The following is a 20,617-nucleotide window of genomic DNA, read 5'->3' as shown; positions in this document are numbered from 1 at the left end:
ACTTACCCCATGCGCTCTGACACATATTCCCCAGGCGAGGCGGGAAACACCACTGTCCTGTTGCCGTTCAGGAAGACCCGGTGGTGAATATGGGCATGGATGGCGCGGGCAAGCACCTGGCTTTCAACATCGCGGCCAAGCGAGACGTAATCGAGACCGCTCTGGGCATGGGTCACGCGGATCGTATCCTGCTCGATGATCGGCCCCTCATCGAGATCGGCGGTGACGTAATGGGCAGTCGCGCCGATCAGCCGCACACCACGCTCATAGGCCTGCCTGTAAGGGTTGGCGCCCTTGAACGATGGCAGGAAGGAATGATGGATGTTGATGATGCGGCCCGACATTTCCTGACAGAGCCGGTCCGACAGTACCTGCATGTAACGTGCCAGAACCACGAGTTCAGCACCGGTATCCTGCACCACCTGCAGGATTTCCGCTTCGGCCTCCGGTTTCGTCTGCGGCGTGACGCGGATGTGGTGGAAGGGAATATCCTCGTTCACCACCTGCTTCTGGTAATCGAGATGATTGGAGATCACCGCAACGATCTTCACCGGCAGGGCACCGATGCGGGAGCGATACAAGAGATCGTTGAGGCAATGACCAAAGCGCGACACCATGATCACCGCCTTGGTTTTGCGGGAGAGATCATGGAAATCGTAGTCCATGTCGAAATCGGTAGCGACAGGAGCGAAGCCTTCAAAGAGGGCGTCACGCTCCAGCCCCTGTTCCGAAACGAAGCTCAGCCGCATGAAAAAACGGCCGGTCTCCTGATCGGTGAATTGCGAACTGTCGTTGATGTTGCAGCCGGACCGCGCGAGATATCCGGATACGGCGGCAACGATGCCGCTGCGCGCCGGGCACGAGACTTTCATGACATAGATGGTCAAAATCCTGCTCCCCCTTGATGGATCAGTACTCGGACAGTTTTGAAACCGTGGCGAGTTCAGGCGATTTCAGCGGCAAGTTCCCTGCAGCCGGTTTCAAGCAAATGGCCAAGATGCGGCACGAAACTGTTCCAGATATCCATCCGGAAACGGTCTTCCGCATCGCGCCACAGCACCACGGTCACGCCGTCGAAAATCGTCCTGCGTGCCTCGCCCACCGCAATCGTGTCGATATCGCGGGCGCAGCCGAGCGTCAGAAGTTCAGCGGCTCGTGGCCCCTCGATCAGCAGCGTCACTTCCCGACCGGAAATATCGACAAGGCTGTGCGGATGGCCGGCATAAACGCCGGCGCAGGCCGCAACCAACTCGCCGACTTCACCGGCAGGGGCAAGGATCGTCCATTCATCGGGACCAAGGCGGAGGGCCTGCCTTTCGCCGGCGGAGACGCGGGCGCCGATCCGCTCTGGCAGGGTGAGGCCAAGTGCTGCGCCGAGTGACGCGACATCACCACGCGCGCGCAGCGACAGCCGCGCCTGCACAGGCAGGATGCTGACCCGCGCCGCCTTGCTTTCGGCCAAGGTGCCGGAAATGGGGGAGGAAACACGCATGTTCATTGTCATCTCCGGATCAGATTTTCAGGCGGGTGTTTTCGGGATCGACAAACACCATCCCGGTGATTTTCGCGGCAATGGTACGGTCCAGCATCGGGATATAGACGGTCTCGCCCATCCGCTCATGACCGCCCTCGACCAGCGCCAGCGCAATCGGCTGGCCGACCGCATCCGAATGATAGGAGGAGGTCACATGCCCCACCATCTTCATCGGGATCGGCTGTTTCGGATCGAAGACGATCTGCGCCCCCTCTTCCAGCTTCGAACGGTCTTCGGTCAGAAGGCCAACGAGGTGTCGGCGGCCCTTGGCGACGAGATCGGGGCGGGCAAGACCGCGCTTGCCGACGAAATCGGGCTTCGCCTTGCCCACGGCCCAGCCCATCGCCGCATCATAGGGCGTCACGGTGCCGTCGGTATCCTGTCCGACGATGATGTAACCCTTTTCGGCGCGCAGAACATGCATGGTTTCAGTGCCATAAGGCGTGATGCCATATTGCTGGCCGGCCTCCCACAATGTTTCCCATAGCTTGCGGCCAAGCGGGGCCGGCACATTGACCTCAAAGCCGACCTCGCCGGTGAAGCTGACCCGGAACAGCCGCGCCGGCATGCCGGCGACCGTGCATTCCACGCAGGACATATGCGGGAAAGCCTCTTCCGTCAGTTCGATACCTTCCACCAGCGGCGCGAGCAGCTTTGCCGCATTCGGGCCGTTCAGTGCGATGGTGGACCATTGTTCTGTCGTCGAGGTCAGCCAGACATTGAGATCGGGCCACTCCGTCTGGAGGTAATCCTCCATCATGTTCAGCACCCGGGCGGCACCGCCTGTCGTGGTGGTGACGTGGAAACGATCTTCGGTCATGCGACCGATGACGCCGTCATCACGGATGAAGCCGTCATCGCCAAGCAGCAGGCCGTAACGGCAACGGCCGGGGGCGAGCTTCGACCACGGATTGGTATACATGCGGTTCATAAACTCGACCGCATCAGGACCGACAACTTCGATCTTGCCTAGTGTCGAAGCATCGAAAATGCCCACGCTCTGACGCACCGCCCGGCATTCGCGGCCGACCGCCGCGTCCATATCTTCGCCCGGTTTGGGGAAATACCAGGCGCGACGCCATTGCCCGACCGGCTCGTAAACAGCGCCATGCGCCTCAGCCCAGCCATCGATCTGCGTCTTGCGCGTTACTTCAAAATGCGCGCCACGGTGATAACCGGCAAACGCTCCGAAGGTCGTTGGCGTATAGGGCGGGCGGAAGGTGGTCAGCCCCACCTGCGGCTGGGGTTTGCCAAGCGCTTCCGCCGCAATGTTCAAGCCGTTAATGTTCGACATCTTGCCCTGATCGGTCGCCATGCCGTTGGTGGTGTAGCGCTTGACATGCTCGATGGAGCGCATGCCTTCGCGCACGGCAAGTCGCAAATCCTTGGCAGTCACATCGTTCTGGTAATCGACGAAGGCCTTGGCCTTCCCGGCATCGCGGTCGCTCGGCAGTTCCGTGTGCGACACACCACTGCCAGTGCGGTCATGTTCCACCGCATGGCTGGAAGCATTGGCGGCCTTGCCGAGCGCTTCGGCGACTTCACGCCCCCGCTCCGCGCCGTCCTTCAGCGCCGCCTCGATGCCCCACAGTCCGCGGCCGGCCCCGGCAATCACGCAATCCTCATTGGTGAGGGCAGGCAGGAAGGTGGTCCGCTCGTCATCCCAGGCGAGCTTGCCCTGCGTATGGGAAAACAGATGCAGCGACGGCGTCCAGCCGCCGGACATCAGCACCGCATCACAGGTGATCTCCTGTCCCGCGCCGACCGAGGAGCCCTTGACCGGGTTGACTCGGACCGACTTGACCCGCAGCCGCCCGGAGGTCGCCGTCACCGTATGTGATAGCTTCACCGGAATGCCGAGCGCGCGCGCCTCGTTGACAAGCTCTTCACGCACCGTCGCGCGGGTATCGATAATGGCCTGAACACGCGCACCCGCGCCGTGAAGATCGAAGGCCGCATACCAGGCGCTGTCATGGCTTGTCACCACCACCGGGCTGTTGCCGACCTTGACGCCATAGCGGTTGAGATAGGTCTGGGCGGCGCCCGCCAGCATCACGCCCGGACGGTCGTTGCCGTGGAAGACCAGCGGCTTTTCCAGCGCGCCCTGCGCCAGCACCACCTGACGTGCCCTGACCCGCCACAGGCGCTCGCGCGGCGTATCCTTCGGCACGGTTTCGAGATGATCGGTCAGCTTTTCGCAGAGACCGATCATGTTCTGGTGATAATAGGCAATGGCCGTCGTGCGGGTCATGACCCTGACTCCGCGCTCCTTCAGCGCCTTCAATTCATCCGCCAGCCAGGTCCAGGCAGGCTTGCCGTCGATCTTCGCCTGCGGTTCGGACAAAAGCGTGCCGCCGGCTTCTGCATTTTCATCGACCAGCACAACCTTAAGGCCATCGACCGCCGCCGCCCGCGCCGCAGCGAGGCCGGCAGGACCGGCACCGACGATCAGCACGTCGCAATGCAGGTTGCGCGAGGCATAGGTGTCCGGGTCTTCCTCCGTCGGCGAAACGCCGAGACCAGCCGCCGCGCGGATGAAGGGTTCATAGACCTTGTTCCAGAAGCTCTTCGGCCACATGAAGGTCTTGTAGTAGAAGCCCGCCGAAAACAGCATATAGGCAATGTCGTTGACCGCGCCGATATCGAATTTCAGGCTCGGATATTTGTTCTGGGAGGTGGTTTGCAACCCGTTCCAGATTTCCTGCACGGTGGCGCGGGTGTTCGGCTCGAACTGACCGGTGCCACGGCGGGTGCCGATCAGCGCATTCGGCTCCTCGGAACCCGCCGCCACCGGGCCGCGCGGGCGGTGGTATTTGAACGATCGGCCCATAAGATGCACGCCATTGGCCAGAAGTGCCGAGGCGACCGTATCACCCTTCACGCCGCGATAGGTCTTCCCGTCAAAGGTAAAGCTTACCGAGCGGGCGGCATCCACACGGCCACGGCCGGAAACGCGATAGGAGTTCATTTCGACACCTCGGAGCTGGCTGGTGCACGGGTCAGGGAAGAAAGTTCAGGACGCGGCTCGCCCGCCCGATAGGTCGTGAGGAAACGGTCGCTCACCGTATCGCGCACGGCGTTGAAGAAGCGGCCGCAGCCATGCAGGTGCCGCCAGCGCTCAAAATGCGGACCCTTGACGTTTTCGCGGATGAACAGGAATTCCTCCCATTGCTCGTCGGTCTGCGACGAGGGATCTGCGGCGCGGGTAATATGGGCCTGCCCGGCATAGGTGAATTCGGCTTCGGGCAGTGTTTCGTTGCAATAGGGGCAGCGGATCAAAAGCATCGTCGTATCCTCGGAGCATTTCCAGTAAAAGTGCGAAGCGGTTTTACGTCCGGAAAATGCGTGAAATTAATGCGCCACGGCGGCGGCGGCGGCCTCGTCGATCAGGCGGCCGGAACGGAAACGTTCCAGCGTAAACGGCGCGTTGATCGGGTGCGGTTCGTTTTTGGCGATGGTCCAGGCAAAGGTGTGGGCAGCGCCCGGCGTCGCCTTGAAACCGCCCGTGCCCCAACCGCAATTGACGTAAAGCCCGTCGACAGGCGTCTTGCCGAGAATGGCCGAACGATCCGGCGTGACATCGACGATGCCACCCCATTTGCGCAGCATCCGCATGCGGTTGAAGATCGGGAAGATTTCGACGATCGCCGCAATCGTATGTTCGATCAGCGGCAGGCCGCCGCGCTGCGAATAGGAGGTGTACTGGTCCGTACCCGAACCGATCACCAGCTCGCCCTTGTCGGACTGGCTGATATAGGCATGAACCGCGTTGGACATGACCACGCAGGGGAAAATCGGCTTGATCGGCTCCGACACCAGCGCCTGCAAGGGATAGCTTTCCAGCGGCAGGCGAACGCCTGCGGTATCCATGACGACGGATGTGTGGCCGGCGGCGGAAACCGCAACCTTTTTCGCCTTGATGAAGCCTCGCGCCGTCTCGACACCGGCGACGGAACCATCGGCATTGCGGCGAATAGCGGTAACAGGGCAGTTCTGGATGATATCGACACCGCGTGCGGCGGCACCGCGCGCATACCCCCAGGCGACCGCGTCATGGCGCGCCGTGCCGGCCCGTTCCTGCAGCGCACCACCCATGACCGGATAACGGGCATTGGGGGAAATGCTGAGCGGCGGGCAATATTCCTTGCATTCCTCAGTCGTAAGCCAGCGATTGTCGACGCCGTTCAAGCGGTTGGAATGGATATGGCGCTTGAAACTCTGCACGTCGTGAACGTTATGGGCCAGCATCAGCACGCCGCGCTTTGAATACATGACGTTGTAGTTCAGTTCCTGGCTCAAGTTCTCCCACAGGTCGACGGCGTGATCGTAAAGACGGGCGCTTTCGTCATAGAGATAGTTGGAGCGGATGATGGTCGTGTTACGGCCGGTATTGCCGCCGCCGAGCCAGCCCTTGTCGATGACGGCGACATTGGTGATGCCGTGTTGGCTGGCGAGATAATAGGCAGCCCCCAGACCATGGCCGCCGGCGCCGACGATGACCACGTCATATTCGGCCTTCGGCTGGCTGTCGGGCCATTGCTCATCCCAGTTCTTATGGCCGGTCAGGGCGTTCTTCAAAAGATTGAAAGCATTAAAATGCGTCATGAGCGGACCCGATGGTTGGAAAATCTCGTGTCGCAAAAGCTATGAAGATTTGCGTTGCGACGGCTGGACAATCGCGTCTCTTTGCATGAATATTTGCGCCATGACCTCTCACCGCGCCAAGAAACGCCTCAGCGTCGCTTTCCTGCTTGCCGATCGGTTCACGCTGTCGGCCTTTGCGAATTTCGTCGATGTGCTGCGCCTTGCCGCCGACGAGGCTGACCGCTCGCGGCCAATTCTCTGCGAATGGTCGGTGCTGTCGGCGACCATGGGCAGCGTTCAATCGAGCTGCGGTGTGAAGGTGCAGCCCGATACGCGGCTGATCGACACCGGGCATTACGACTATATCGTCGTTGCCGGTGGATTGATCAGCGATCACAGCGCCCTGCCGCCGGAAGCGCTCCGGTTCCTCAAGCAGCGTGCGGCGACCGGCACTCCCATTATCGGGCTCTGCACCGGCGTTTTCATTCTGCACGAGGCGGGTCTGCTCGATGGTTATCGCTGCTGTGTGAGCTGGTTCCACCATCAGGATTTTCTCGACCGTTTCGACACGGTGCAGATGGTCTCCGACCAGATTTTCGTTATCGACCGCGACCGGCTGACCTGTTCGGGCGGCCACGGCTCCGCGCATCTGGCGGCCTTCCTGGTGGAGCGTCATGTCGGTCAGTCCGCCGCCATCAAGAGCCTCAACATCATGATGATCGACAGCGCGTTGAGCGGCGAAAAACCCCAACCCGGCCAGCAGAGCGCACGCAGAGCCACGGACCCGCTGGTCAAAAAGGCGATCCTGCGCATGCAGCAGAATATTGAAGTGCCGAGAACCGTGCTTGAACTTGCCCGTGACCTTGGCCTCGGTCGCCGCAGCCTCGAACGGCGTTTTCTCAGCGACCTGAAGGCAACGCCATCAAAGGTCTATCTCGAACTGCGACTGGACCGCGCCCTGTCCCTGCTTCGCAAGACCGAAGACACGATCACCCAGATCGCGCTTGCCACCGGGTTTTGCGACGCGCCGCATCTTTCTCGCACCTTGCGGGCCGAGCGCGGTTTCAGCCCCAGTGAATATCGCAAGACGCAGATCGGCCACATAGCGACGGATGAGGAATTCGCCGTCGGCGTGCTGCTGCCGCAATCCTGAAGATATTCCAACCGCCGGAGCTTCAACCAGCAGGCTGATCCGGCTGGCCGGTCTCGACCCGCACCGATATGGCGTCATGGCGCCAATATTCGAGGTCGCAATCGATGATGCGGCCATGCTGGTCCTGATTGACGCGCGTGATTTTCAGGCCGTAAGCCCCTTCGCTGCAACCGAGATGATGAGCCGGATATCCCCGCAACGCGACCGGATTAATTTCGAAATAGGCCGGACCATAGGTGACGGCGTAACTGTCCTGGTAAATCGTAGTCAGTGACCGGGTGAGGTCGTGCTGCACGATATCGGGGAAAATCTCCATGGAAAGATAGTGCTCGACAAAAAGCACCAGCCGTCCGTCGATGCTGCGCTTTCTGCGGATGCGCCAGAACGGCGTTCCCGGCGCACAGCGCATGAGGGGCGCAAGCTCCTCGGGCAGCGCTGTGGCCTCCGCTTCCACCAGAAGGGTTTCGGCAGAGCGTCCCTGTTCGGCGGCCATGCGATGGAAGTGGGAGCGGTGCAGCGGGCTGTAGACAAGGCGTGGTCCGGAAACGAACCAGCCGCGCCGGCTTTCGCGAAAGATCAGCCCGTCGATCTCGAGATGGAAAAGCGCCTCGCGCAGGGTGATGCGCGTGGTGGCATATTTCGCGATCAATTGCCGCTCGGAAAAAAGCCGACCATCCTTCACCACCTCGCCTGCAGCAATGGCCCGGCGCAATTGCTGCTCCAGCCCACCGCGCCGGCCAGCTTCGATATCGCGGTTGCCGCCTGTCGTTTCTCTGGCTGGCATCGCCGCCCTCATTCCATGGCCGTCAAAAAATAACGGGCGCGTTATGTCCGCGCCGAAAACGTCATTGGCCTGTCATAGCGAACCGATAATGAGCATGCAACTGGTCTAGACCAAGGAGCAAGCCCCGTGAAAAATTCCATTCTCTCCCTCTCCCTTCTCACCGTTTTTCCCCTTCCCCTCACCGCTCAGGCGCAGGACGTTCCGGCCCTCGAAGCCGCCGCCCGCAAAGAAGGCGCCATCTACAGCGTCGGCATGCCGGACGGCTGGGCGAACTGGAAGGACACCTGGAACCAGCTGACCGAAAAATACGGCCTGAAGCACGCCGATACGGACATGAGCAGCGGCGAGGAGATCGCCAAGTTCGCCAATGAAGGCGCCAATGCGACGGCAGATATCGGCGATGTCGGTCTCGAATTCGGCCCGATTGCTGTCGCCCGCGGTGTCACCCAGCCTTACAAGACCACGACCTGGGACCAGATCCCCGACTGGGCCAAGGACAAGGACGGCCATTGGGTCATCGGTTATACCGGTACCATCGCCTTCCTGATCTCCGCCGATGTCAAGAACCCACCCGCGTCCTGGGCCGATCTGCTGAAGGGCGACTACAAGGTCTCGCTCGGCAATGTCGGTTCCGGCGCACAGGACAACGCCGCCGTATTGGCCGCCGCCATCGCCATGGGCGGCGGTGAGGAAAACCTACAGCCGGGCGTCGATCTCTTCGCCAAGCTTGCGGAAAAAGGCCGCCTGCTGGCCAATGGCGCAAACCCCGCCACGATGGAAAAGGGCGAAATACAGGTCGCGCCGATGTGGGACTTCAACGCCCTCAACTACCGCGACGTGGTTGGCCGCGAGAAGTTCAAGGTCGTCATTCCTTCTGATGGTTCGGTGACCAGCGGTTACGCCACCATCATCAACAAATTCTCCAAGCAACCCAACGCCGCCAAGCTGGCACGCGAATATATCCTCAGCGATGCCGGCCAGATCAACCTGGCCAATGGTTACGCCCGCCCGATCCGCGTTGACCGCATCACTCTGCCGGCCGAGGCGAAGGAACGCCTGCTGCCGTCGGAACAATATGCCAAGGCCCGCCCGATCAATGCCGCCGTCTGGACCCAGGCCGCCGGCAAGCTGGTCAACCTCTGGCGCGCCAGCGTCGCCCCGAAGATGTAATCAGGCAACGGCCTGAAAACCAAACGACTGTTCCGCGGGCAACGAGCCCGCGGAACATGCTAAAAAGTGCTCGGGCAAACCGAACCACAAACAGACGAGACGAAAGCGATGCACAAGACGATCTTCATCCTGCTGGATGGCCTCCGATATGCGACGGCAAGGGATTGCCTCGGATATATGGAAGGGCTGGTTGTGGCCGGAAAGGCCGGCATCCACGCTGTGCGAAGCGAATTGCCGTCGATTTCGCGGCCGCTTTACGAAACGCTGATGACCGGGCTGCCGCCGGTGGTTCATGGTGTCACCAGTAACGGCGTTGTTCGCCGCTCCCGTTTTCCGAATGTCTTCTCGCTGGCAACTGCTGCCGGCCGCACCACCGCTGCCTCCGCCTATCACTGGTATTTCGAACTTTACAATCAGGCTCCCTTCTCCCCGGAATTCCGCCATATCGAGAATTTCGATGGCGGCATTCATCACGGCTCGTTTTATTGGGCCGATCATTATCCGGACGACCATGTCTTTGCCGATTCGGATGTTCTGCTGCGCCGGCACAGCCCGGATTTCCTGCTGATCCACCCGATGAATATCGACAATGAAGGCCACAGGCATGGCGGCAGCTCGCGAGAATATCGCAATACCGCCCGTAACGCCGGCGATCTCCTGGCGCGTTATCTGCCGGCCTGGCACGCTGCGGGTTACAGCATCATCGTTACCAGCGATCACGGCATGAGCGATGACGGCAATCACGGCGGGCCGCATGAGACCGAGGCTCTGGTGCCGTTCTATACATTCGGTGAGGCCTTTACGCCGGCTGCGGATGCGAAGCTGGCGCAGACGGATATTGCCGGGCTGCTCTGCGCGCTTCTCGCCATTCCCGATCATGGCCTGCCGGTACCGCCGGGGCTGTTGTCCGCATGAGCGTGCAGAACCGCAAAATGCGGCTGCTGGCAGCGCCGTTTCTGGGCGTGATCGCCATTCTCGTCATCTGGCCGCTGGCGAGCGTCATCAGTGACAGCTTTTTCGCCGCCGGTGCGCTGTCGCTCGCGAATTACCGGACCATTCTCACGGATGCCTTTTACCTCCAGTCCTTTGCGACAACGACGGTCATCTCGCTCATCAGCACGGCAACGGGCCTCGTTTTCGGCTTTCTGGTGGCGGTAGCACTCCGCGCAAGGTCTGGCGCCGCCCGCCGCACCGTCATGGCCTTCGCCAATATCGGCGCCAACTTCGCCGGCGTGCCGCTCGCCATGGCGCTCATCTTCCTTTTCGGGCTGAACGGCATGTTCACGCTTTTGCTGAAGGAACTGGGGCTGATCGACGATTTCAACGTCTATTCATTTACCGGGCTCATCATCGCCTATTGTTATTTTCAGGTGGCGCTGGCCACGCTGCTGATTACGCCGGCACTTGCCGCCGTTGGACAGGACATCGAAGAGGCGGCAGCGCTGATCGGCGTCGGCAAGCTGCGGTTCTGGCTAAGGGTCGGCCTGCCCACCGTCGCGCGGCAACTGGTGGCGATCGCCATTCTGCTCTTCGCCAATGCCATGGGCACTTTCGCGACCACCTTCGCTCTGACCGGCACGAGCATCAATGTCGTCACCATCCGCATCAGCGAACTTGTATCCGGCGACATTTTCTCCGATCCCAATCTCGCCAATGCCATCGCCATATGCCTTCTGGTCGTGCTTCTCGTGCCCATCACCGCAAGCCAGATATTGGCGGGAGAAAAGCACCGATGACAAGGCATGGTTTCAAAGGCACAAGCCTGTTTCTGTGGCTGATGGCGCTCATCATGATATCGCCGCTGCTGGCGACGATGATGAATGCGGTGGCGACCGACTGGTCCGGAACCCTGCTGCCGGCCGGGCTGACGGGGGATAATTTCGTCACCATCCTGTCGGACCCACGTTTCCATGCGGCCCTGTTGCGTTCCACGCTGGTTGCCGCAGCCGCCCTGACGATCGCGACGATCATCATCGTCCCGGCCGTCGTCTCCGCCCACATCTACTGGCCAGCACTTGACCGCTGGTTCGCACGTCTGGTGATATTGCCCTATGCCGCACCCGGCATCATTCTCGTGGTCGGTTATCTCAGGATATTTTCCACCCCGCCGCTGCAGATCGGCGGTTCGCCGCTGGTACTGGTGCTGACCTATGTGCCGCTCTGCTTTTCGATGTTTTACATCGCCGTGAAGAATGGCCTGCGCAACCTCGACATCAACGAGCTTCTGGATGCCGGCCGGCTGATCGGCGCCAGCGACCTCGCCATTTTACGGCGCGTCGTCCTGCCCAGCATCCTGCCGTCCATCGCAGTCGCCATCGTGCTGAATTTCGCGACGCTGTTCAGCGAATTCGTCTACGCCAAAATGCTGGTCGGCGGCAATTTCGAAACCCTGCAAATGTACATGTTCGCCCAGCGCAGCCTCAGCGGCCGCATCACCAGCGTCATCGTCATTCTCTATTTCCTGCTCATTCTTGCCTTTACCCTGATTGCCTTTCGGATGGTCCGGGAAACGGAGCGTGCATCATGACCCATCTCGCGATCCATAATATCAGCGCCATTTATGGCAACGCCACCGTTCTCGACGCTATCGAGCTTGGCATCGACAGGGGTGAGATGCATGTGCTGCTGGGGCCGTCCGGCTGCGGCAAGACGACATTGCTGCGCTCCATCGCCGGGCTCGTTTCGCCCTCATCCGGCTCGATCATGCTGGATGGCCGGCGCATCGACACCTTGCCGCCGAAGGATCGTGGCATCGGCATGGTGTTCCAGCATTATGCGCTTTTTCCCAATATGACGGTGCGGCAGAACCTCGCTTTCGGTCTGGAACAGCGCCGGCTCGCGAAAAAGACCATCGACGACAAGGTCTCCTCCGCGCTCGAAACCGTTTCCCTCAGCGATCGCGCCGACCGGCGGCCGCATCAGCTCTCCGGCGGCCAGAAACAGCGTGTGGCACTTGCCCGCGCGCTGGTGCTCGAACCCAAGCTGCTTCTGCTGGACGAACCGCTTTCCGCACTCGATGCCCAGATCCGCAAGCGCCTGCGCGATGAATTGAAACGCATCCAGCGAGAGAGCGGCCTCACCAGCATCCTCGTCACCCATGATCAGGACGAGGCCCTGTCGCTGGGCGACCGCATATCGGTGATGAATGCCGGCCGCATCGCCCAGACAGCGTCGCCGCAGGAGCTCTATTATCGGCCGGCCGACCTGTTCGTGGCCGGTTTCATCGGTGACGCCAATATCATCACCGCCGAAGACATGTCACGCATCACCGGCAGCCGCTTCGAACGGACCTGCATCATCCCGCCACATGCCTTCACGATCGGCAACGCGGCAGACGGGAATGGCGTGGCTTTCACCGCCGAGGTGAAAGACATCAACATCGTCGGCCCCACGGTCCGTTATCAACTTGATGCATCCGGCGTGGCGCTCAAGGTCGAACATGCAAGCGCCCAGGATGCGCTTTACCCGCCACCCGGCCAACATGTCACTCTTAGCGTCGCCGAACGTCAGCTGCACTACATCTGACCAAAACGGCACCGCATGGCGGCGCGCCCGCCGCCATGCATCTATTCTGCCAGAGCGTCAGTTGCGGCTGTCGTAGGTTGCCAGATTTGCGGGGGTGACCAGTTCGAACGGAATCCAGACATTCTGCTCGACCGGCTCCTTGGCGATCATCTTGAGGGCGGTTTCCAATGCGCCCTTACCCTGCCCCGCCGCATCCTGAAACACGGTGACGGCAAGCTCGTCCGCCTTCATGGCCTTCATCGCATCCTGCGTCGCATCTATGCCGCCGACCACGATCTTGCCTTCGCCGGCGCCAAGCGGCTTTTTCACACCCTTCAGCGCCTGTATCGCGCCGAGCGCCATCTCGTCATTATTGGCGATGATCGCGTTGACGTCGAGGCCGGCGCTCAGCCAGTTGGTGACGAGGTCTGCACCGGAAATACGGGTCCACTTGCCGGCCTGCTTGTCGGCAACCGTGATGCCGGCGCATTCCGGTTTCTTCAGCACGTCCTCGGCTGCCTTGGTGCGAACGCGGGCAGCCTCATAGGCAAGATCACCCATAATGATATTGACCTTGCCCTTGCCACCAAGCAACCGGCACACTTCGGTCATCTGCAGGGTGCCGGCCTGATATTCATCGCTGCCAACGAAGCTGACGCCGCTTTCCGGCAGTTTTTCGATCGGCTGACGGTTCACATAGATCAGCGGAATGCCGGCGGCCGCAGCAGCAGCCGTGATCGGCTGGGTCGCGGAGGCATCCACCGGGTTGACGATGATCGCATCCAGCCCCTGGGCGACGAAATTATTAACCTGATCAAGCTGCCTGCCGATATCGGTCTGGGCATCCTCGAATTGCAGCTGAATATCCGGCTTGCCTTCGGCCGAACTCTGCATGGCAAGCCGCAGGATCGTCAGGAAGTTGTCATCGAAACTCGACATTGCAACGCCGATATTGGCGGCATTCGCTGTCGTAAAAAGCGCGGACGACAAAAGCAGTGCGGACAGTAGGGATTTCATCGGTTCCTCCTCAATACGCCGGCGTGCGGCGCCATGTTGACCAAGGGCTCCTCAACCCTCGCCACCAGCAATAATGGGAGCGCTCTCAATCTGTCAACCTCGATAATGGTGGCGAAGGGCCTGCACCGCAGCGCTTGATTGAATCCCATCACAATTATTTCTCGAGCATCCATATTCCAAAAAAAATAGCGACCTTGGCGCTGGATATCAAAACCCTGCAGAATCCGGACAATCTAACGACAACCAGCCCATCCTTGATGGAACTCACAGCGATATTGACAATATGGGAGCGCTCTCATATCAAAATTGCAGATTACATATCCGTCTCTGGGAGGAACATATGACAGGATCGGCAATCGCGGTCATCGGCGCCGGCATGATCGGCGCTGCGCATGCCTTCGGCTACAAGGTCAATATCGATCGGATCTCGGGCCGGCTCCCCGGCCTGCGCCTGAAGACCATCTGCGACGCCAATGGTGAGCTTGCCGCCTCGATGGCGGCAAACTGGGGTTTCGAAACCATCGCTTCGGACTGGAAAGACGTGCTTGCAGATCCGGAAATCGGCATTGTCAGCATCTGCCTGCCGAATTTCCTGCATGCGGAAGTCACGCTGGCCGCACTCGCGGCCGGCAAACACGTCATCTGCGAAAAGCCGCTGGCGCTTGATGCGGAAACGGCGGCCCGCATCTATGAGGCCTCGAGAGCGACCCCCACCGTTTCCGCAACCGTCTTCAACTATCGCCGCATTCCCGCCATCGCGGCAATCCGGCAATTGATCCAGAACGGCGAGATCGGCGAACCGGTCAACGCGCTCGTCCAGTATGAAAGCGAATATGCCGCCGATGCGCAGCTTCCCCATAGCTGGCGTTACGAGCGCGACCGGGCCGGACCGGGCGCGCTACTCGATATCGGCACCCATGCCGTCGACTTAGCCCGTTTCCTGTGCGGGGAAGTCGAGGAGATCGCCGGTGCAATCGCGACCATTTCCATCAAGCAGCGTTTCCTGCCGGCCGGCGCCAGCATCGGCCACAACCATGTAGCGTTGAGCACGGAAAGCCGACTGGTCGATAATGACGATGTCATGTCCGCCCTGCTACGCTTCGAAAATGGTTGCCAAGGCACTTTTCTTGCCAGCCGCGTTGCCGTGGGCATGGGCAACAGCCTGACCGTTGCGATCACCGGCACGAAAGGTACGGTTCGCTACAACTCCCGTACGCCGGCGCATTACGAGATCGCCCGTTTCGACGGTTCAGGCCAGTCGCCCTTCACCATCGTCGCCAACCATCCGGCCCTGCCTTTCGCCGCGCTGCTGCCGGTGCCGCATGACGGCGTCGCCATCGGTTATGCCGAGGTCTTCGGTTTCATGATCCATGAATTCCTCGACGCCATCGCCAAGGGCGGGCCGATGACGAATGGCTCCATCCTCGATGGGCTGCGCGCCAGCGAAATCCTCGATGCGATCCAGCAAAGCGCGGATACCAACCGGCCCGTTAAGGTCAGACACATCTCCGTCTGAAGCCAAAGGAGCAAATGATGAAAATTGGTCTCAATACCGACGGCTTCGGCGCGCTGCCGCTTGCCGCCTGCCTCGACCAGATCGCCGAGCTTGGCCTTACCCATGTCGAATTCGGGCTTGGCGGCTGGTCGGGTGCGCCGCATGTGGATATCGCTGATCTGCTTGCCCATACGGCCTCGCGCGATCGCCTGAAGGGCATGCTGAAGGAACGTAACCTCCAAATATCGGCGCTTAATTGCTCGGGCAATCCGCTGCATCCGGGAAAGATCGGGGTAGACGACAGCAAACTTGCCTATGACACGCTGGAGCTTGCCGTCCTGCTCGGCGTCGAACGGATCGTCATGATGTCCGGCCTTCCCGCCGGCGGGGCGGAGGACCGGAACCCGAACTGGATCACCTCTTCCTGGCCGCTCGAGGCCATGGAAATGCTGGAATGGCAATGGAGCGAAAGGGTTCTGCCCTTCTGGAGAAAATTCGCAGCAGCCGCGGCCGAAAAGGGCCTGAAGATCTGCGTCGAGCAGCACGGACGCCAGTGCGTTTATAATAGCGAGAGTTTCTTCCGCCTGCGCGACGCAGTCGGGCCGACCGTCGGTGTCAATTTCGACCCCAGCCACCTGATCTGGATGGGCGGCGATCCGATCTCCGCCATCGAGGCGCTGGGTGAGTGTATCTACCATGTCCATGGCAAGGATTCACGCATCGAACTGCGCGCGCGGATCGATGGCCTGCTCGACACGAAACATGTGATGCCAGTCGAAGGCCGCTCATGGAATTTCGTCTCGCTCGGCCACGGCACCGCCGTGCATGGCTGGCTCGATATTATCAGGGCGTTGCGCAAGGCCGGTTATGATGACGTCATCAGCATCGAGAACGAGGACTACTCCATGCCGCCGCTCGAAGCCGTCGCCACATCGGCAACCACCCTGCGCTTCTGCATAGAACAATCAGCAGGCGTCAAATGACGCCTGCTGGGGTCGCACCGCGAAATTAAAGCGCCGGCGCTTGCCAGTTTCCATCAGCCTTCTTTATAGGAAAGCATGAGCAACTTTCCCGCCCGTCCCGGAGTAACGCTTGAAGATGTCGCCAAGGCGGCGGGTGTTTCACGCTCGCAGGCATCGCGCGCGCTGCGAAACGACCCAGGAGTCCGTGGCGACACGAAAGCGCATATCCTCGCCACTGCCGCCAGCCTCAATTATACGCCGAACCTTGCCGCCCAGACGCTGGCAAGCCGCCAGAGCCGCACGATAGGCCTTGTTGTCGGCGATGTGCTCAACCCTTACGAGGCAATGCTGGCGCGCGAATGCGATAAAGCTTTGCGGGATGCCGGTTATTTCGCCATGCTGGCCGTTTCCGGCACGGCCGCCACGCTGCGCGCCTTCATCGACCAGCGCATTGCCGGCCTCGTCCTCATCGGCGCACCGGGGGAGCGTGAAGAGATCGCTGCCGTTTCGAAGCTGCTACCGACGGTTTATATCGGCCGCAATCTGGCAACGGAGACGGTGGAAAGCGTAAGCTCGGATGATGCGCTCGGCGCCCGGCTGGCAACGGAATTCCTGCTGGGGCTCGGTCATCGCGCCATCGCCCATATTACCGGCGGCACCGGCGCCGGCGCCAACAGCCGCGCCAACGCCTATCGCGACACGATGCAACGGCAGGGCCTGAAACCCATCATCGCCGAGGGCCGGTATGACGTTGACGCCGGCAGCGCGGCGACCGATGCGCTGATGGCCCGAAAGGACCGCCCGACCGCAATCTTTGCGGCCAACGACCTTATTGCGCTTGGCGTCATCAGCCGGCTTGCCGGGCATGGCTTCCGGGTGCCGGATGAGGTGGCGGTCGTCGGCTTCGACGACATACCCATGGCCGCCTCCGAACCGATTTCACTCACCACCATCCGCCAGAAGGTACCGGACATGGTTGCCGCCGCCGTCGAAACGCTGACAACGCGGCTCGCCGACCCATCAGCACCGATCCGCAACCTCGTCATAGCGCCGGAACTGATTATCCGGCGCTCCTCCGGCCTGCAAATCTGAAGCACGGCGCGCCGGGTCGGGACGCGCCATGTAATTGCTGCGGTTTGCCTTAAACGGTAACGCGCTTTCCGGTTTCCACCGATTGAACGCAGGCATTGGCAAGTTTGAGGGCCACCACGCCGTCTTCACCGGTGGTGGCCGGTTGCCTGCCTTGCTTGAGGGCCGCGATGAACTCGGCAATTTCACCGGCATAAGACGCGGTGTAACGCGTCATGAAGAAGTTCTGCAGGGGCGCGCTACGATAACCATCCGCATTGCCGATGACGACCGTGTTCTCATGGTGGTTTTCCGCACGGGCAACACCAAGCGAACCGTGCACTTCCACCCGCTGGTCATAACCATAGGTGGCGCGGCGCGAATTGGTAATGACCGCCTGGCGGCCCGACGCCGTTTCGAGAATGACGGTGGCGCTGTCGAAATCGCCTATGTCCTTCAGCTCCGGTTTCACGAGAACCGAAGCATGGGCCGACACCACAACCGGCTCTTCGCCGAGCAGGAAGCGAGCCATGTCGAGATCATGGATCGTCATGTCGCGGAAAATGCCGCCCGAACGCGCAGCATAGGATAAATCCGGCGCACCCGGATCACGCGAAGTGATCGTCACCATTTCAACATCGCCAATGCGCCCGGCATCAATCGCAGCGCGCACACCGGCAAAATTCGGGTCGTAACGGCGGTTGAAGCCGAGCATCAGTGTCACACCCGCCGCCCTGGCAATCGAGACCACCTCTTCAGCGCGGGCAAGATCGAGATCGACAGGCTTTTCGCAAAAGACGTGCTTGCCGGCTCGCGCGAATTTTTCGATGAGGTCGGCATGGGTGTCGGTCGGCGTGCAGATCAGCACGGCGTCGATGGATTGATCCGCCGCAATGGCATCCACATCCGCCGCCCTCGCGCCCGAGGCTCGCGCCAGAGCTTCCGCTGCGGCCGGCAGAGCGTCCGAAACTGCTGCAAGTTCGGCATCGGCACTGCCGGCAATGGCCTGCGCATGCACCTTTGCGATACGTCCTGCGCCGATGAGGGCAAGTTTGATCGTCATTTCAATATCCTTTCACATCAACCCATGCGCCGCTTTTTGCCGAGGCGAAAACCGCGTCGGCCACGGCCGCATTGGCTCGCGCATCCCGCATGTCGAAATAGGGCACCGCCTCGCCGCGAATTGCCCGGGAAAAATTCGTCACCTCTTCCTCGTATTGGTCGAGTGGCGGAAATTCGAGCGTGTGGATGTCCGAATTCGCATGATCGGCCGAGGTGTCGATGGCGATGATGTTGGGGCTGACGCGTGAGGGCACATAGGCCTGCGGCAGCGAGATGAAGGCCCTTTCGCAGACGATCTGGATCGATTGCGAGGAGGCCTGCGCCATCGAAACCATGAAAGTCGCGTGTCTGCCGTCGCCAAAATCGAGGATGACCGAGGTGAACATGTCGATGCCGCCAGCATTATGGGTGGCGGCGGCGAAAGCGCGTTTCGGTTCGGAGCCAAAGACATAACGCGCCGCCATGGCGGTGTAGCAGCCAAGATCGTAATAGGCCCCGCCGCCGAATTCCGGTTTCTGGCGGAAATCCGCCTCATTGGTCATCATGAAGGACAGGAGCGAGGAGAAGGAAAGCGGTCTGCCATAATCCTCCGCCTGAAGGATTTGCCGTAGCCTGATCCAGCGGGGCTGCTGGCGAACCATGAAGGCCTCGGAAATCTTCAACGCCGGATCGATATCCCTGAGCTGATCGAGTTCCGCAGCCGTCATGGCTGCCGGTTTTTCACACAGAACATGTTTGCCGGCATCTGCCGCCTTACGGGTCCATTCCACATGCAGATGGTTCGGCAGGGCGATATAGACCGCCTCAACATCCGGATCGGCAAGCACCTCTTCATAGCTGCCATAGGCACGCTGAATGCCGTGCCGGTCCGCCATGGTTCTTGCCCGTTCCAGGCTGCGCGCACCGATGGCGAGCGGCTCGCAGGTAGAGCTTTTGACCAGACCCGGAATGATGGCACCGTCCGCAATACGCGCAGCGCCGAGTATGCCCCACCGAACGGGGGCGATGGTGTCGTTCATGATGTATCCTCCCTGGAGGGACCCGCCTTTGATCGGCCGACCAAGCCCTCCGACGCGGCAAACATGCCCCGGCGCATCATGTCCGGCAAATGCCATGCTGATGGAAAACCATCAGCCGTGCGGCCTCTCAGAAAGGCAGCGGATTCGGGAGGTTTTCCGGCCCGTAAAGGACGACAGGCACCTCCGTTTCAGGCGGAAAGGATCCCTGCCCGGCATCGAAGAATTCGAAATGGCGAAGCAGGATGTTCACCGCCAGCCGCACCTGCAGTTCCGGGCTTTGGTCGATCGTGAGCGACATCAGTCCTTCCCGCAGAAAAGCGGCGGTATTGCGCGTCAGTTCGTGCCCGACAAAGACGGGGCGATCCGGGAGAATATCGGCGCGGATGGCCCGCGCCACGCCGATATTGGCCGCCCCCACGTTATAGACGGCGACAGTATCGGGTTCGGCATGAAAGGCCTCGCGCAGATGAAGCTCCGAGCGAGCGCGGTCGTCGCCCCCTTCGACGATACGCGCCACATGCCAGCCCGGCGCCTTTTCCGCCAGAAACTGTGTGACACCGCGCACGCGGTCGGCATGTGACTGGAAACCGAGATGATTGCACAACAGGATGACCGGCCCCGGTTTGCGCGCCATCCTGCTGATGAAATAACCGGCCGAGCGGCCGGCGCGATAGTGATCCGTTCCGGCATAACCGATCCGTGCCGAGCCGGGAACATCGGAGATGACGGTGACGACGGGAATGCCCCGCGCGCTCAACTCCTCCACCGCCGCATGAACGAGCGGATGATCCTGCGTATAGGAAACCACCGCATCGCAGCCGGTCTTTGCCAGCGCCTTCGCCAGTGTTTCCGGCCGCTCATCTTCCAGCACCGTCCGGTGAATGACGATAGATCTGTCGAGCGAGGTTGCGATCCGCCGGAACTCGAAACCCATGCGGGCGATGAGCGGCAGTTCCGGCCGGGCAAGGATGACGTCGATCCGGATAAGCCTGCGATGCGCCTGCGGCAACATGCGGCGCAGGCCAAGTTCCTTCGCCGCCTGCAGGACCCGTTTGCTGACCGCCTCGCTGACATTGCCGCGATCATTGAGGACCCGGTCGACGCTTGCCGTGCCGACCCCTGCCCGTTCGGCAACATCCGTGATCGTGACACGCCTGCCCTGCCGTTTCGACACCATCCCCAAGCTCCTCCGCATCGCCTGCCTGTGCGTTCATTATTTTCGCCCGCACGGCTATAACGACTATCGTCTTCCTGATGGAAATCAA

General features: G+C 61.0%; 19 protein-coding genes. 9 read left to right on the top strand and 10 right to left on the bottom strand.

Features of this window, described 5'->3' with window-relative positions; translation table 11 throughout:
- Positions 1 to 2 precede the first annotated feature (2 nt).
- The 5 genes from purU to ACQZ5F_RS20040 form a co-directional block, all read right to left on the bottom strand.
- Positions 3 to 887, bottom strand: a complete 885-nt coding sequence (purU, locus tag ACQZ5F_RS20060) for a formyltetrahydrofolate deformylase (protein ID WP_225244584.1) — start codon at positions 885 to 887, stop codon at positions 3 to 5.
- A gap of 56 nt (positions 888 to 943) precedes the next feature.
- Positions 944 to 1,498, bottom strand: a complete 555-nt coding sequence (gene soxG / locus ACQZ5F_RS20055; RefSeq protein ID WP_448730806.1) for a sarcosine oxidase subunit gamma family protein — start codon at positions 1,496 to 1,498, stop codon at positions 944 to 946.
- A gap of 13 nt (positions 1,499 to 1,511) precedes the next feature.
- Positions 1,512 to 4,502 carry a sarcosine oxidase subunit alpha gene (locus ACQZ5F_RS20050; RefSeq protein WP_448730805.1) on the bottom strand — a complete coding sequence of 997 codons (2,991 nt, stop codon included), beginning with the start codon at positions 4,500 to 4,502 and terminating at the stop codon, positions 1,512 to 1,514.
- Positions 4,499 to 4,819: a sarcosine oxidase subunit delta gene (locus ACQZ5F_RS20045; protein ID WP_003504489.1), complete on the bottom strand. Its 321-nt coding sequence runs from the start codon at positions 4,817 to 4,819 to the stop codon at positions 4,499 to 4,501. The genes ACQZ5F_RS20050 and ACQZ5F_RS20045 overlap by 4 nt, the downstream gene beginning before the upstream one ends.
- Before the next feature lie 66 nt (positions 4,820 to 4,885).
- The gene (locus tag ACQZ5F_RS20040; protein WP_448730804.1) at positions 4,886 to 6,139 is read right to left on the bottom strand and encodes a sarcosine oxidase subunit beta family protein; all 1,254 of its coding nucleotides are present in this window, start codon (positions 6,137 to 6,139) and stop codon (positions 4,886 to 4,888) included.
- A gap of 85 nt (positions 6,140 to 6,224) precedes the next feature.
- On the opposite strand from ACQZ5F_RS20040, the gene ACQZ5F_RS20035 reads away from it, so the two are divergent.
- Positions 6,225 to 7,271 (top strand): GlxA family transcriptional regulator, encoded by a 1,047-nt coding sequence (locus ACQZ5F_RS20035; RefSeq protein ID WP_448730803.1) that lies wholly within the window; start codon positions 6,225 to 6,227, stop codon positions 7,269 to 7,271.
- Between the two features lie 22 nt (positions 7,272 to 7,293).
- Here the strand turns inward: ACQZ5F_RS20035 and ACQZ5F_RS20030 are convergent, their stop codons facing one another.
- Complete coding sequence (locus ACQZ5F_RS20030; RefSeq protein WP_448730802.1) at positions 7,294 to 8,055, bottom strand: UTRA domain-containing protein; 762 nt, start codon at positions 8,053 to 8,055, stop codon at positions 7,294 to 7,296.
- A 126-nt stretch (positions 8,056 to 8,181) separates the two neighbouring features.
- Between ACQZ5F_RS20030 and ACQZ5F_RS20025 the strand changes: the two genes are divergently transcribed.
- The 5 genes from ACQZ5F_RS20025 (at position 8,182) to ACQZ5F_RS20005 (ending at position 12,750) form a co-directional block, all read left to right on the top strand.
- Positions 8,182 to 9,225, top strand: coding sequence for an ABC transporter substrate-binding protein (locus tag ACQZ5F_RS20025; protein WP_448730801.1), 1,044 nt, complete (start codon positions 8,182 to 8,184; stop codon positions 9,223 to 9,225).
- A gap of 108 nt (positions 9,226 to 9,333) precedes the next feature.
- A complete protein-coding gene (locus ACQZ5F_RS20020) occupies positions 9,334 to 10,140 on the top strand; it encodes an alkaline phosphatase family protein (RefSeq protein WP_448730800.1) in 807 nt (268 codons plus the stop codon).
- Positions 10,137 to 10,961, top strand: coding sequence for an ABC transporter permease (locus ACQZ5F_RS20015; RefSeq protein ID WP_082178845.1), 825 nt, complete (start codon positions 10,137 to 10,139; stop codon positions 10,959 to 10,961). Before ACQZ5F_RS20020 ends, ACQZ5F_RS20015 begins: the two co-directional genes overlap by 4 nt.
- Entirely contained in the window at positions 10,958 to 11,752 is a 795-nt protein-coding gene (locus ACQZ5F_RS20010; protein WP_448730799.1) for an ABC transporter permease, read from the top strand. Before ACQZ5F_RS20015 ends, ACQZ5F_RS20010 begins: the two co-directional genes overlap by 4 nt.
- A complete protein-coding gene (locus ACQZ5F_RS20005; RefSeq protein ID WP_448730798.1) occupies positions 11,749 to 12,750 on the top strand; it encodes an ABC transporter ATP-binding protein in 1,002 nt (333 codons plus the stop codon). Before ACQZ5F_RS20010 ends, ACQZ5F_RS20005 begins: the two co-directional genes overlap by 4 nt.
- Positions 12,751 to 12,807: 57 nt before the next feature.
- Here the strand turns inward: ACQZ5F_RS20005 and ACQZ5F_RS20000 are convergent, their stop codons facing one another.
- The gene (locus tag ACQZ5F_RS20000; RefSeq protein ID WP_448730797.1) at positions 12,808 to 13,746 is read right to left on the bottom strand and encodes a sugar ABC transporter substrate-binding protein; all 939 of its coding nucleotides are present in this window, start codon (positions 13,744 to 13,746) and stop codon (positions 12,808 to 12,810) included.
- 340 nt (positions 13,747 to 14,086) lie between these two features.
- Here ACQZ5F_RS20000 and ACQZ5F_RS19995 point away from each other — a divergent pair, with 340 nt between their 5' ends.
- The 3 genes from ACQZ5F_RS19995 to ACQZ5F_RS19985 all read left to right on the top strand — a co-directional run bounded on the left by ACQZ5F_RS19995 (position 14,087) and on the right by ACQZ5F_RS19985 (position 17,295).
- Complete coding sequence (locus ACQZ5F_RS19995) at positions 14,087 to 15,262, top strand: Gfo/Idh/MocA family protein (RefSeq protein ID WP_448730796.1); 1,176 nt, start codon at positions 14,087 to 14,089, stop codon at positions 15,260 to 15,262.
- Positions 15,263 to 15,279: 17 nt separating this feature from the next.
- Positions 15,280 to 16,224: a sugar phosphate isomerase/epimerase family protein gene (locus ACQZ5F_RS19990; protein ID WP_448730795.1), complete on the top strand. Its 945-nt coding sequence runs from the start codon at positions 15,280 to 15,282 to the stop codon at positions 16,222 to 16,224.
- A 75-nt stretch (positions 16,225 to 16,299) separates the two neighbouring features.
- Complete coding sequence (locus tag ACQZ5F_RS19985; RefSeq protein ID WP_225244576.1) at positions 16,300 to 17,295, top strand: LacI family DNA-binding transcriptional regulator; 996 nt, start codon at positions 16,300 to 16,302, stop codon at positions 17,293 to 17,295.
- 49 nt (positions 17,296 to 17,344) lie between these two features.
- On the opposite strand, the gene iolG is transcribed toward ACQZ5F_RS19985, so the two are convergent.
- From iolG to ACQZ5F_RS19970, 3 genes are all read right to left on the bottom strand, one after another.
- Positions 17,345 to 18,334 carry an inositol 2-dehydrogenase gene (gene iolG / locus ACQZ5F_RS19980; protein ID WP_448730794.1) on the bottom strand — a complete coding sequence of 330 codons (990 nt, stop codon included), beginning with the start codon at positions 18,332 to 18,334 and terminating at the stop codon, positions 17,345 to 17,347.
- A 1-nt stretch (position 18,335) separates the two neighbouring features.
- Entirely contained in the window at positions 18,336 to 19,352 is a 1,017-nt protein-coding gene (locus tag ACQZ5F_RS19975; protein ID WP_448730793.1) for a Gfo/Idh/MocA family protein, read from the bottom strand.
- Between the two features lie 127 nt (positions 19,353 to 19,479).
- Positions 19,480 to 20,529, bottom strand: coding sequence for a LacI family DNA-binding transcriptional regulator (locus tag ACQZ5F_RS19970; RefSeq protein WP_448730792.1), 1,050 nt, complete (start codon positions 20,527 to 20,529; stop codon positions 19,480 to 19,482).
- Positions 20,530 to 20,617 lie beyond the last annotated feature (88 nt).

It is taken from the genome of Agrobacterium sp. 22-210-1, assembly GCF_053522525.1.
The sequence above is the reverse complement of the archived record's forward strand: the minus strand, read 5'-3'. Positions and strand labels throughout refer to the sequence as shown.

Excerpts from the sequence above, each read along its gene's own strand:
- soxG (WP_448730806.1), bottom strand. The coding sequence starts at position 1,498 with ATGAACATGCGTGTTTCCTCCCCCATTTCCGGCACCTTGGCCGAAAGC.
- ACQZ5F_RS20050 (WP_448730805.1), bottom strand. The coding sequence starts at position 4,502 with ATGAACTCCTATCGCGTTTCCGGCCGTGGCCGTGTGGATGCCGCCCGC.
- ACQZ5F_RS20045 (WP_003504489.1), bottom strand. The coding sequence starts at position 4,819 with ATGCTTTTGATCCGCTGCCCCTATTGCAACGAAACACTGCCCGAAGCC.
- ACQZ5F_RS20040 (WP_448730804.1), bottom strand. The coding sequence starts at position 6,139 with ATGACGCATTTTAATGCTTTCAATCTTTTGAAGAACGCCCTGACCGGC.
- ACQZ5F_RS20035 (WP_448730803.1), top strand. The coding sequence starts at position 6,225 with ATGAATATTTGCGCCATGACCTCTCACCGCGCCAAGAAACGCCTCAGC.
- ACQZ5F_RS20030 (WP_448730802.1), bottom strand. The coding sequence starts at position 8,055 with ATGCCAGCCAGAGAAACGACAGGCGGCAACCGCGATATCGAAGCTGGC.
- ACQZ5F_RS20020 (WP_448730800.1), top strand. The coding sequence starts at position 9,334 with ATGCACAAGACGATCTTCATCCTGCTGGATGGCCTCCGATATGCGACG.
- ACQZ5F_RS20015 (WP_082178845.1), top strand. The coding sequence starts at position 10,137 with ATGAGCGTGCAGAACCGCAAAATGCGGCTGCTGGCAGCGCCGTTTCTG.
- ACQZ5F_RS20010 (WP_448730799.1), top strand. The coding sequence starts at position 10,958 with ATGACAAGGCATGGTTTCAAAGGCACAAGCCTGTTTCTGTGGCTGATG.
- ACQZ5F_RS20005 (WP_448730798.1), top strand. The coding sequence starts at position 11,749 with ATGACCCATCTCGCGATCCATAATATCAGCGCCATTTATGGCAACGCC.
- ACQZ5F_RS20000 (WP_448730797.1), bottom strand. The coding sequence starts at position 13,746 with ATGAAATCCCTACTGTCCGCACTGCTTTTGTCGTCCGCGCTTTTTACG.
- ACQZ5F_RS19995 (WP_448730796.1), top strand. The coding sequence starts at position 14,087 with ATGACAGGATCGGCAATCGCGGTCATCGGCGCCGGCATGATCGGCGCT.
- ACQZ5F_RS19990 (WP_448730795.1), top strand. The coding sequence starts at position 15,280 with ATGAAAATTGGTCTCAATACCGACGGCTTCGGCGCGCTGCCGCTTGCC.
- ACQZ5F_RS19985 (WP_225244576.1), top strand. The coding sequence starts at position 16,300 with ATGAGCAACTTTCCCGCCCGTCCCGGAGTAACGCTTGAAGATGTCGCC.
- iolG (WP_448730794.1), bottom strand. The coding sequence starts at position 18,334 with ATGACGATCAAACTTGCCCTCATCGGCGCAGGACGTATCGCAAAGGTG.
- ACQZ5F_RS19975 (WP_448730793.1), bottom strand. The coding sequence starts at position 19,352 with ATGAACGACACCATCGCCCCCGTTCGGTGGGGCATACTCGGCGCTGCG.
- ACQZ5F_RS19970 (WP_448730792.1), bottom strand. The coding sequence starts at position 20,529 with ATGGTGTCGAAACGGCAGGGCAGGCGTGTCACGATCACGGATGTTGCC.